Annotated in this window: 12 protein-coding genes; 10 read left to right on the top strand and 2 right to left on the bottom strand. The window is 32.9% G+C overall.

Annotated features, from left to right (window positions below; all coding sequences use genetic code 11):
* The first annotated feature begins 67 nt into the window (after positions 1-67).
* The 7 genes from BTR34_RS03645 to BTR34_RS03675 all read left to right on the top strand — a co-directional run bounded on the left by BTR34_RS03645 (position 68) and on the right by BTR34_RS03675 (position 6,566).
* Positions 68-631, top strand: coding sequence for an RNA polymerase sigma factor (locus BTR34_RS03645; RefSeq protein ID WP_068484379.1), 564 nt, complete (start codon positions 68-70; stop codon positions 629-631).
* Complete coding sequence (locus BTR34_RS03650; protein ID WP_068484381.1) at positions 628-1,386, top strand: anti-sigma factor domain-containing protein; 759 nt, start codon at positions 628-630, stop codon at positions 1,384-1,386. Before BTR34_RS03645 ends, BTR34_RS03650 begins: the two co-directional genes overlap by 4 nt.
* 74 nt (positions 1,387-1,460) lie before the next feature.
* Positions 1,461-1,664 (top strand): membrane or secreted protein, encoded by a 204-nt coding sequence (locus tag BTR34_RS03655; RefSeq protein WP_068484413.1) that lies wholly within the window; start codon positions 1,461-1,463, stop codon positions 1,662-1,664.
* 45 nt (positions 1,665-1,709) lie between these two features.
* The gene (locus tag BTR34_RS03660; RefSeq protein ID WP_068484383.1) at positions 1,710-2,267 is read left to right on the top strand and encodes an RNA polymerase sigma factor; all 558 of its coding nucleotides are present in this window, start codon (positions 1,710-1,712) and stop codon (positions 2,265-2,267) included.
* A gap of 109 nt (positions 2,268-2,376) precedes the next feature.
* On the top strand, positions 2,377-3,252 hold the full coding sequence (lipA, locus tag BTR34_RS03665) for a lipoyl synthase (RefSeq protein ID WP_068484385.1): 876 nt from the start codon (positions 2,377-2,379) through the stop codon (positions 3,250-3,252).
* Positions 3,253-3,339: 87 nt separating this feature from the next.
* Positions 3,340-4,350: a type I glyceraldehyde-3-phosphate dehydrogenase gene (gene gap, locus BTR34_RS03670; RefSeq protein ID WP_068484387.1), complete on the top strand. Its 1,011-nt coding sequence runs from the start codon at positions 3,340-3,342 to the stop codon at positions 4,348-4,350.
* The gene (locus tag BTR34_RS03675; RefSeq protein WP_068484389.1) at positions 4,347-6,566 is read left to right on the top strand and encodes a hybrid sensor histidine kinase/response regulator; all 2,220 of its coding nucleotides are present in this window, start codon (positions 4,347-4,349) and stop codon (positions 6,564-6,566) included. Before gap ends, BTR34_RS03675 begins: the two co-directional genes overlap by 4 nt.
* Here the strand turns inward: BTR34_RS03675 and lpxK are convergent.
* The gene (gene lpxK, locus BTR34_RS03680; RefSeq protein ID WP_068484391.1) at positions 6,547-7,548 is read right to left on the bottom strand and encodes a tetraacyldisaccharide 4'-kinase; all 1,002 of its coding nucleotides are present in this window, start codon (positions 7,546-7,548) and stop codon (positions 6,547-6,549) included. The genes BTR34_RS03675 and lpxK overlap by 20 nt on opposite strands.
* Before the next feature lie 50 nt (positions 7,549-7,598).
* Between lpxK and BTR34_RS03685 the strand changes: the two genes are divergently transcribed.
* From BTR34_RS03685 to BTR34_RS03695, 3 genes are all read left to right on the top strand, one after another.
* Positions 7,599-8,693 carry a Nif3-like dinuclear metal center hexameric protein gene (locus BTR34_RS03685; protein ID WP_068484393.1) on the top strand — a complete coding sequence of 365 codons (1,095 nt, stop codon included), beginning with the start codon at positions 7,599-7,601 and terminating at the stop codon, positions 8,691-8,693.
* A gap of 1 nt (position 8,694) precedes the next feature.
* Positions 8,695-9,474: a zinc ribbon domain-containing protein gene (locus BTR34_RS03690; protein WP_068484395.1), complete on the top strand. Its 780-nt coding sequence runs from the start codon at positions 8,695-8,697 to the stop codon at positions 9,472-9,474.
* 69 nt (positions 9,475-9,543) lie between these two features.
* On the top strand, positions 9,544-9,957 hold the full coding sequence (locus tag BTR34_RS03695) for a DUF4174 domain-containing protein (protein WP_068484397.1): 414 nt from the start codon (positions 9,544-9,546) through the stop codon (positions 9,955-9,957).
* Here BTR34_RS03695 and BTR34_RS03700 read toward each other — a convergent pair whose 3' ends face one another.
* On the bottom strand, positions 9,958-11,301 hold the full coding sequence (locus tag BTR34_RS03700; protein ID WP_068484399.1) for an FAD-dependent oxidoreductase: 1,344 nt from the start codon (positions 11,299-11,301) through the stop codon (positions 9,958-9,960).
* Between the last annotated feature and the right edge of the window lie 25 nt (positions 11,302-11,326).

An 11,326-nucleotide genomic window follows, 5' to 3' on the forward strand; every position in this document is an offset into this window, starting at 1 on the left:
CACATATACGGTTCAATCTTAGCATTTGGATGTCTATTTTTAAAAAATAATGTACATCATTTAAATTATGAGCACTTTATTAGAAAACCATATTGTTGAATTGTTACAGGAGCGAAACGAAAAAGCAATTTCACTCTTGTACGATAATTATGCAGATACCTTATTTGGTGTTGCAAACAAAGTTGTACGTGATCCTGACCTTGCACAAGATGTTGTACAGGAATCATTCGTTAAAATTTGGAAGAAAGCTGACACATACGACCCAAAGAAAGCCAAGCTTTTTACATGGCTTTTTAGAATTACAAGAAATACGGCAATTGATAAGTTAAGAAGTGTTAACACAAAATCTGATAAGGAAATCCAAATAGATGTTTCTGACGTATATACTTTAGGCGTAGAAAGTACAAGGCCAGATTTAATGGATGTTAAAGAACATTTAAGCAAGATTGAAGATAAATATCAAATTGTTTTAGAAGCTCTATTCTTTCAAGGCATGACCCAACAAGAAGCAAGCGACGAGTTGGACATACCTTTAGGAACTATTAAATCTCGATTAAAAATAGGTTTACGCGAATTAGGTAAAATCTATGGTCCTGCCCTTTTGGCTTTGATGTTAAATATTGTATTATGAAAGACAAAATTAAAATTTTTCTAGATTCTGATTTATTAGAAAAATACCTTTTAGGCACCACTACAGATATGGAAGCTATGCAGGTTGAAAGATACATTGCCATGTACCCTGAGGTAAGAGAAACCTATGCCGAATTACAAGAAAACCTTGAGGTTTTCGCTAAACAGTATGCTATTGAAGCTCCACAAGGCCTAAAAGATAAGATTCACTCAAGAATAAAAGCTGAGCGAAAAGGAAGAAAAAGATTTGTTAGCTATGCAATTGCCGCAAGTATTGCTGCGATAATGTTTGCTGGAATTTCTACTTTTTTCTGGAATCAAAATCAGAGTTTACAAGAGGAAAATAGTGTAGTTAGCAACAAAATAAAATTGCTTGAAGAAAACATGAAAGAGCAGTTGGAAGATGTGCGCAACCAGTTTATAGTCTTGAACAACCCACAAACAAAAAAGTACAACGTAAAAGGAAATCAAAAAGCAAAAGATCTTAAAGCGGTGGCGTATATAAACCCAGTTAAAAAATTATCTTATATAAATGTGAGCAAATTACCTCATATCCCAGAAAGCCAATGTTTTCAAATGTGGGCAGAGGTTAACGGTAAAATGATTAACCTAGGTATAATTGAAGAAGCTGGAGACCAACAAAAACTTTTGGCACTTCCATATGCTGAAAATGCTGTTGGGTACATCACTATTGAACAGAAAGGTGGCAACCATACGCCAAGCGTAGAAAATATAGTAGCGAATATCGCTTATTAATATTTACCATATAAAGTATTCTTAAAGCCCCTTTTATGGGGCTTTATTTTTTTATCTTTGTAAAAAATTTACTTATGAAACTAGTACTTTTAACCATCGGTTTGTTAGCATTGGCCTTTGCCGGTATAGCCATTAAAATTTGGGGCAAAAAAAATGGAGCGTTTGCAGGAACTTGTGCAAGCCAAAGTCCCTTTTTGAATCAAGATGGCCAAGCTTGTGGCATGTGTGGTAAATTACCAAGCGAACAAGATTGTAAAAAAGATAAAATATCTGAATAAGATAAGTATCCATATTAAATAATTCCTTTTCCATAAATCCAATTTTTGAATAACATAGACAATTTAGAAGAAACAATAAGTAAAGCGAAAGAAGGCAATCAAATTGCATTTAGTCGATTAGTAGATATGTTTTGGAACGATGTTTATGGATTTCAACTTAAACGTACAGAAAATGAAAATGATAGTGAAGATATCACCATTCAAACATTTTCAAAGGCGTTCGATAAAATACATACCTATGACGATACGTATGTATTTAAGACATGGTTAATTGCTATTTCAAAGAACATTCATATTGATCTTGTTCGTAAACGCAAAAGAAATCTTTTAGATTCAAGAAGTAGTGTTGATGCAATTTCAAGTGCCTTAGATGTAACACCCTCTATGGAAGACCAATTAATACATGAACAAAATTTAGCAGATTTATTAAGAGATATCAAGAAGTTAAAACCTCACTACCAATCAGTTATCAATCTCAGATATTTTAATGAATTAAGTTATGCGGAAATTGCAGCAAAGCTAAATGAACCCATTAACAATGTAAAAGTAAAGCTATTAAGAGCTAAAAAATTGCTCGCTGAAATCATAAAGGAAAGAAAATAGGATTGTATCAAAACTAATTCATTTTCACATTTTAAATCATGATTGTTTCAAGGGTCATTCTTCTTTATTGACACCTTTTTAGTTTGTATCTTTGTCTTAAAATATTAGCATGTCTACAGTCCTTAATAAAAATGTTGCTCCACCAAAAGGTAAGCCTAAGTGGCTTAGGGTTAAATTACCAACAGGTAAAAAATACACTCAATTAAGAGGTTTGGTTGACAAGTATGACTTACATACCATATGCACCAGTGGTAGTTGCCCAAATATGGGCGAATGCTGGGGAGAAGGAACCGCAACATTTATGATTTTAGGCAATGTATGTACTAGATCATGTGGATTTTGTGGTGTAAAAACCGGTAGACCTGAAAATGTTGATTGGGCCGAACCTGAAAAAGTGGCAAGATCAATTAAAATTATGGGTATTACGCATGCCGTAATAACTTCCGTTGATAGAGATGACCTAAAAGATATGGGTTCTATTATTTGGGCGGAAACCGTAAAGGCTATTCGTAGAATGAACCCTACTACTACTTTAGAAACCTTAATTCCAGATTTTCAAGGAATTGAGAAACATTTAGATCGAATTATTGCTGTTTCACCAGAAGTCGTATCTCATAATATGGAGACTGTTAAAAGACTTACTAGAGAAGTACGCATACAGGCCAAATACGAACGTAGTCTTGAGGCTTTAAATTATCTTAAAAAGCAAGGCATAAATAGAACCAAATCTGGAATAATGTTGGGTCTTGGCGAACATGAAGATGAAGTAATCACTACTTTAGCAGACCTAAGGAGTGTTAATGTAGATGTGGTTACCATTGGTCAATATCTTCAACCATCTAAGAAACACCTACCTGTAAAGGAATTTATTACCCCAGATCAATTCAAAAAATACGAAGATATAGGTTTAGAAATGGGCTTTAGACATGTAGAAAGTGGTGCTTTAGTTCGATCATCTTACAAAGCACACAAGCACATTCTTTAAAAATAGATTCATTTCTTCATTACATTTAAGAAATGAATTTTATCCTTTTTAAAGGTACTCAGCAATATTCACCTCCAACTACAAACAATGCAAAAACTGAATATAGGCATTAATGGTTTTGGAAGAATAGGAAGAACCCTATTCCGCCTATTACAGCAACACGAACATTTAAATGTAGTTGCCATAAATGATTTAGCTGATAGTAGAACGCTTTCGCATTTGTTAAAATACGATAGTATTCATGGTACATCGCCCCATTCAATCACCTATTTTGAAAATAATATCATTGTCAATGACAAACCCATTGTATTATTAAACGAATCTCACCCATCTACTATAAATTGGTCAACTACTAATGTTGATTTGGTGGTGGAATGTACAGGTAAATTTAAGGATAGGGAAACACTTTCTTTCCATATTAAGAATGGCGCCAAGAAAGTTATTCTATCCGTACCACCTTCGGAAGATGATATAAAAATGATTGTCCTTGGTATAAATGAAAATACACTGTTAGCTACCGATGATATTATATCCAACGCATCCTGTACCACAAATAATGCCGCCCCAATGATTAAAGTGGTCAATGATCTATGTGGTATTGAACAAGCTTATATTACCACTATACATTCTTACACCACAGATCAAAGTTTACATGATCAACCACATCGAGATTTAAGACGCGCACGTGCGGCATCCCAGTCGATCGTACCTACCACAACTGGAGCAGCGAAAGCACTAACAAGAATTTTTCCAGAATTATCCGACGCCATAGGTGGTTGTGGTATTAGAGTGCCCGTACCCAACGGGTCCTTAACAGATATAACTTTAAATGTGAAAAGGACTACAACTATTGAAGAAATAAACTCTACATTTGAAAAAGCATCACAAAATCAATTCAAAAATATATTGTATTACACCAAAGACCCAATAGTTTCTATAGATATAAACAATAGTTACTACTCTTGTACGTTTGATTCTTTAATGACTTCGGTAATAGGAAAAATGGTGAAAATTATTGGCTGGTATGATAATGAAACTGGCTATAGTAGTCGTATTGTTGATTTGATTAATTATTTAAATAATAAAAAATATATTTGAAGATTTTATTTTTAAATAAAGTACTACAAATTTTAATAGTTCCCATTTTATTTTTGGTGGCTACCACCAATTTATTTTCCCAAAATAAAGTTTTATCAGAAGATACCCAGTCTTATTTTGATCAGGCTAGAATTTATAGAAACCAAGACAAAATTGATTTAGCTCTTGAGACGTTAAATGCTGCGGCCAGTTCTGCTGAAAAAAATGAAGACGTAAAAGCTTTAATTGATAGTCTACATGAGCTAGCCTTACTTTACTTAAAAATAAATAAGGAGGGCGATACAGAATTTTACTGGGATCGTGCTAGCGTATTAATGAAAGATATTGCACATCCATACGGTGATGCAATGCATAAATATATTGAAGCAATACTCTTACATAGAAGTAATAGAAATTTTCAGGCATTATTTATGCTTAACGAGGCCAAGCAACTTAATAACGACCGAAATTTTTACAACAACTTATTGTTAACTGAAGCGAAAGTTTACATCAGTTTAGAAAAATATGATAGTGCTGTTAAAAATTTAAATTCACTAGTTATTAATACGGATATTTACGAAAAAGAATATTTATCCAGTCAGGCTTATTTAACCCTAGCAAAATTAAATTTGACTACAGATAACTTATCCGAATCAGTTAAAAATGGCGAAAATGCATTAAAAATAGCTAACCAAAATGGTTTTTTAAAAGATATTGAAGAGGCAAACACCCTATTGACCTCTACTTACGAAAAGCTAGGTTTATATCAAAAATCGTTAGTCAATAGCCAAAATTTAATTCGATTAAAAGATTCAATATTTAATATTGATAAGGTAAAAATAGAAGCCAAAACGGCTGATATAATTAGGGATGATTATAAAACAGAAGTTATTGCAAAACAAAATGTTGAAATTGAAGACTTAAAAGAATCACAAAACAGGTCTGAACTTACCGCAATATTAACTTCTGCCTTTTTAATTATAATTTCACTACTAGCGGTTACCCTATACCGAAACAATCAAATTAAATTAAAAACCAACGATTTACTTCAGACTAAAAACAAAGAATTACAAATTGCGCGAGACGGGGCAGTACAAGCTATGGAAGCAAAAACAAATTTTCTTTCTACCGTTAGTCACGAACTTAGAACACCTCTTTACGCCGTAACAGGCCTTACTCATCTTCTTTTAGAAGAAAACCCTGAAGAACATCAAAAAGAACATTTAAAGGCCTTGAAATTTTCAGGCGACTATTTACTGAATTTTATTAATGACATTTTACACATTAATAAAATTGATGCAAATAAACTAGAGCCTTTAAATATGGAGTTCAACCTAAATAAGGTTATAAACGAAGTTATTAATTCTTTAGGTCAAAGCGCTAAAGCAAATAATACAAAATTAATTTTAGAATACGACTCAAATATACCAGGCCATTTATTAAGTGATCCATTGAAACTTTCTCAAGTTTTCATGAACTTAATTGGTAATTCTATCAAGTTTACAAAGGGTGGCGAAGTAAAAGTAATTACAAAATTACTTAACAAAAAAGATGATGATGTAACTATTTATTTTGAAGTTAGCGATAACGGTATTGGTATATCCAAAGAAAAACAAAAAAGTATTTTTGAAGGGTTCGAGCAAGGTTCAATTCAAATTAATAGAGAATATGGAGGTACTGGTTTAGGCTTAACCATTGTAAAAAGCTTATTAGGTCTATTTAATAGTAAAATAGAATTAGAGAGCGAATTAGGCCAAGGAAGTTCTTTCTTTTTTGAAATTGAAATGAAAAGTATGGATGCTATTCCAGAAGATTTTTCTTTCGAAATTACATCGCGAGAATACGATTTTAAAAACCTGCATTTGTTAATTGTAGAAGACAACAAAATAAACCAAGTCATAACTAAAAAGATGCTTTCTAAAAAAGAAATGACAAGTGATATTGCAAACAATGGTCATGAGGCAATAACCTTAGCACAAGAAAATGTTTATGATGCCATATTAATGGATATTCATATGCCTGGCATAAGTGGTGAAGAAGCTACAATAGAAATTAGAAAATTTAACCAAGACACCCCTATTATAGCTTTAACGGCAATATCCTTAGATGATAGCTTAGAGAGTTTTTATGCAGCAGGCTGTAATGACGTTGTAACCAAACCTTTTAAACCTGAAGTCTTTTATCAAAAAATTGGAGAGAATATTTTTGATAAAAACCCTAAGAATTCGCTGTCATAAATTGTTTTAAAGTTTGTTCAAACACCAACCTATCTTCTTTATTGAACTCGTGAGATACTTCAATATAATGCAGATTAGAAATTTTTGATTTTAAACGAACGTAATCTTTCTCTGTAGTAAGTATACACTCCTTTTTTTGCAATAATTGAATTTCTTGCTCAGTAAAAAAATGATGATCATTAAATTTTAAATGGTTAAAAGTCACTCCTTCCAACTGTAAGAAATTCTCTAAAGGAACCGAATTGGCAATACCCGTAACTAAAGTAACTTCTTTGTTGATGAGCTCACTTAAGTCTATTTCCTTTCCTTTCAACTTTTTATTATAGGATAAATAACTAAACAAAACCTTTTGATGCCTCTTTGGATTTATTTTCGATCTAATACTACTTTTTTTAGATTCTGGTAAATCTTCCGGACATTTTGTAACGATTATAATATTCGCTCTTTTTGCTTCGCTTTTTGCATCTCGTAAATTACCTGTGGGTAAATACCAATCATTAACATACAAGTTATTGTATGCGCTTAATAATATGGAATAATCAGGTTTTACTTTTCGGTGTTGAAAGGCATCATCTAGGAGAATGATATCTGGATTTGCCATTTTCTCAAGTTCTGATATACCATTTCTTCTATTAGCATCAACAGCAACATGTATTCCTTTAAATTTAGATTTTAATTGAAAGGGTTCGTCCCCTAAATCTTCAACAATAGTATTATCATCTGATAATAAAAACCCTTTTGATTTACGTTTATACCCTCTACTTAAAATAGCAATACTATAATTATCTTGTAATAATCTAACTAGCCACTCTATCATTGGCGTCTTCCCAGTTCCGCCCACACTTAAATTACCTACACAAATTATTTTAGTTGCATACGTTTTAGATTTAAACACACCTAAATCATAACAGCGATTTCTTAAAAATACTATTAAACCGTAAATTATTGAAATCGGGAAAAGAAGTTTTCGTAACACCTGCATTAGTACAAAATTATAATAATTTATCTTTGATAACCTTATTTTTAATTAAAATGACCATAAACGATATTACCAACATCATAGAAGAGCTTGCCCCATTAAGCTATGCCGAAGATTTTGACAACGTAGGATTATTAGTCGGTGATGTTTCTACCGAAGTAACCGGCGTACTGGTTACCTTAGATACTTTAGAAAATGTAGTCGACGAAGCTATTGCTAAAAAGTGTAACTTAATTGTTAGTTTTCATCCTATTATTTTTAGTGGATTAAAAAAACTTACTGGTAAAACTTATGTAGAACGTGTAGTTATTAAAGCTATAAAAAATGACATTGCCATTTACACTAACCATACTGCACTGGATAACGCAAGACACGGTGTAAACAATAAAATTTGTGAAGTATTAGGCCTTACAAATACAAAAATCCTTATACCACAAAAACAAACCTTAAAAAAGCTAACCACTTTTGTGCCTGTTGACCATGTTGAAGAAGTAAAAGTGGCGATATTCAAAGCCGGAGCTGGTAAAATAGGTAATTATTCTAATTGTAGTTTTTCTACTGAAGGCCAAGGAACATATTTAGCAAATGAAAAAGCTAACCCAACAAAAGGTACTATTGGTGAAATACACACCGAAAAAGAAGTCTTGTTAACGTGCGTTTTTAATAGGAATGACGAACGGGCTATTATTAAAGATTTAATTTCGAGCCACCCTTACGAAGAGGTTGCCTACGATATTCATACCCTAGATAATACGAACCCATATATTGGTATGGGAATGGTTGGCGAATTAGAAAAAGAAGTGACTGAAATAGAATTTTTTAAGGATTTGAAGGTGAAAATGAAGGCACATACCATTAGACATTCAAAATTTTCAAAAAAACCAATTAGAAAAATTGCAGTATTAGGAGGTAGTGGTTCATTTGCCATAGGAGCTGCAAAAGCAGCAGGAGTCGATGTTTTCATTACTGCAGACCTAAAATACCATCAATTTTATGAGGCTGAAAATCAATTAGTATTAGCCGATATTGGACACTTTGAAACTGAGCAGTTTACAAAAAACCTTTTAGTTGATTATCTTACGAAAAAAATTCCTAATTTTGCAGTCCATTTATCGGAAAGTATAACAAATCCCATCAATTATTTTTAATATGGCAAAAAAAGAAGATTCCTCTGTAGAAGCAAAGTTAAGAGCATTATATGATTTGCAATTAATTGATTCTAGAGTTGATGAAATAAGGAATGTTCGTGGAGAACTACCTTTAGAAGTAGAAGATTTGGAAGATGAAGTCCTTGGCCTAAAAACGAGAATGGACAAACTTAAATCTGACCTAGAAAATATTAATTTTGAAATCGGTGCCAAGAAAAATCTTATTGAAGAGGCAAAGGCTTTAATTAAAAAATACGGCGAGCAGCAAAAAAATGTTCGTAACAGTAGAGAATTTAATTCTATCAGCAAAGAATTAGAATTTCAAGAATTAGAAATACAATTAGCTGAAAAGAACATTAAAGAGTTTAAAGCTCAAATAGACCAAAAGAAAGCGGTTATTTCTGAAACGAAAGAGCGTTTATCTGAGCGCGATTCGCATTTGAAACACAAAAAAAGTGAATTAAACGCAATTCTTGCGGAAACTGAGAAAGAGGAGAAAGCATTACTAGAGGAATCAATCAAATTTCAAGATAAAATTGAAGAACGTTTGGTTAAAGCATATGCTCGTATTCGCAACAATGTAAAGAATGGCTTAGCTGTTGTTCCAATTGAAAGAGGTGCATCTGGTGGTTCTTTCTTTACTATTCCACCTCAAGTACAGGTAGAAATTGCTTCTAGAAAGAAAATTATCACCGATGAACATAGTGGTCGTATTTTGGTAGACCCAACGTTAGCTGAAGAAGAAAGTGAAAAAATGAAAAAAATGTTCGCTAAATTATAATAGCATACATGCTACATATTTAAAAAAGCCATCCTTAAAAGATGGCTTTTTTTGTTTAAATTCATTATTATGAATTTATTAAAGATCAGCTTAATTTTTATTATGATGTTAAGCATAAATGCAGGAGCCCAAAATTTATCTGATTTCCAATGGAAGAATAGAATAGTAATTCTTTATAAAAGTGATGCTAATATTACCGATGTAAAATCTGCCTTGGAAATTGTTAAAAACAACTCTTCTGGAATAAACGAAAGAGATATACATGTTTTTGTCTACAAAGACAATGTATTTTATACCACCAACGGTAAAGCCACAAATATCAAGAAATCTAATTGGCTACCAAAATCCTATGATGGCTATGCTTTAATTGGAAAAGATGGCGGCATAAAATCAAATAGCCCTTATCCTTTTAAAATACAACAACTCTTTGACTTAATTGACAGTATGCCAATGCGCAAAAGTGAAATGAAGTCTAACAGGTAGTTAACCCAAGAGTTTAAGCATAAGCTCTTCTACTTCCTTACTATTCCATTTTTCTGCAATACCAGTTGTTTTCATGACTTCTTGCATAATCTCTTCTTGAGCATCACCCTCTGCAAGTGCTTCCGCATAAGGTCTATTGGAAAAAGTAACCCTACTATATGCCGGAACCCATTTCTCCGGATGCTTGGCAGCAAAGTGTTTTTCAATTTTCTTTTGAAGTAAGAAATTGGCATCTGCGGTTTTACTACTCATTTCTACAAAATTTCGATAGCTCAACTCTGCAATGGCATCGGCATTTGGTTTGCGTCTTTCTTGATAGGTGGTAAAAATACGTTCCCAATCGTTACCCAATTCTTGAATTATTTCATCTAATACAAAAATATCTTCAAAGCCAGCATTCATTCCCTGGCCGTAAAACGGTACTATAGCATGGGCAGAGTCACCGACAAGAGCAACTTTGTCCCAATAAGTCCATGGGTAGCATTTCATTGTTACCATGGCGCTGGTAGGGTTTTTAAAAAAATCTTCAGTAAGGTTCTCTATTTCATCTTTTACATTCGGGAAATAAGTTTTGAAAAAATGAACTGCATCTTTTTTAGTCTTTATACTATCAAAAGAAACGTTTCCCTCAAAGGGCATAAACAAGGTACACGTAAAACTACCATCTAGGTTTGGCATTGCAATAAACATAAACTTGCCCCGTGGCCAAATATGAAAAGAATTTTTATCTAATTTATGCGTACCATCACTGTTGGCAGGAATCGTTAATTCTTTATAACCTACATCAATAAAGTCTTGTGAATAATCAAACCTACTGCGGCGCTGCATTTTATGCCGTACTCTTGAGAATGCACCGTCACAGCCAAAAACCAAATCAAATGGATACTCTGTCCACTCTCCCTTTTCACTGTCCCCGGTAAATACTTTGGCCTCTGGCAAATCTATATCCCAAACTTTTTCTTCAAAACGAAAATCTACACCGTTTTTTTCTGCAAGATCTATCATTCGTTTATTAAGAACTCCTCTAGAAATTGACCAAATAGCTTCTCCATCCTTACCATATTTTTGATAATATTCTGGCTGGCCAATTACATGCATTGCTCTTTTATATAGCGGTATGGCTATTTTTTTTATTTCCTCTTCTATTCCAACTGTTTTCAGTGCATTCCAACCTCTATTGCTCATCGCAAGATTAATAGATCTACCCGAAAATTCAATATTTCTAATATCCGGTCTTCTATCAAAAACAGTAATTTGATGTCCGTATCTTTTTAAGTAGATCGCGAGTAAAGAACCTACGAGTCCCGAGCCAATAATGGCAATGTTTTTTATATTTTGGGTCATGCTTGTGGCCTTACGCCAACATTAA

Origin of the sequence: Maribacter hydrothermalis, assembly GCF_001913155.1 — a bacterium.
Lineage (GTDB): Bacteria > Bacteroidota > Bacteroidia > Flavobacteriales > Flavobacteriaceae > Maribacter > Maribacter hydrothermalis.

Excerpts from the sequence above, each read along its gene's own strand:
- lipA (WP_068484385.1), top strand. The coding sequence starts at position 2,377 with ATGTCTACAGTCCTTAATAAAAATGTTGCTCCACCAAAAGGTAAGCCT.
- lpxK (WP_068484391.1), bottom strand. The coding sequence starts at position 7,548 with ATGCAGGTGTTACGAAAACTTCTTTTCCCGATTTCAATAATTTACGGT.
- gap (WP_068484387.1), top strand. The coding sequence starts at position 3,340 with ATGCAAAAACTGAATATAGGCATTAATGGTTTTGGAAGAATAGGAAGA.
- BTR34_RS03650 (WP_068484381.1), top strand. The coding sequence starts at position 628 with ATGAAAGACAAAATTAAAATTTTTCTAGATTCTGATTTATTAGAAAAA.
- BTR34_RS03690 (WP_068484395.1), top strand. The coding sequence starts at position 8,695 with ATGGCAAAAAAAGAAGATTCCTCTGTAGAAGCAAAGTTAAGAGCATTA.
- BTR34_RS03695 (WP_068484397.1), top strand. The coding sequence starts at position 9,544 with ATGAATTTATTAAAGATCAGCTTAATTTTTATTATGATGTTAAGCATA.
- BTR34_RS03700 (WP_068484399.1), bottom strand. The coding sequence starts at position 11,301 with ATGACCCAAAATATAAAAAACATTGCCATTATTGGCTCGGGACTCGTA.
- BTR34_RS03685 (WP_068484393.1), top strand. The coding sequence starts at position 7,599 with ATGACCATAAACGATATTACCAACATCATAGAAGAGCTTGCCCCATTA.
- BTR34_RS03655 (WP_068484413.1), top strand. The coding sequence starts at position 1,461 with ATGAAACTAGTACTTTTAACCATCGGTTTGTTAGCATTGGCCTTTGCC.
- BTR34_RS03645 (WP_068484379.1), top strand. The coding sequence starts at position 68 with ATGAGCACTTTATTAGAAAACCATATTGTTGAATTGTTACAGGAGCGA.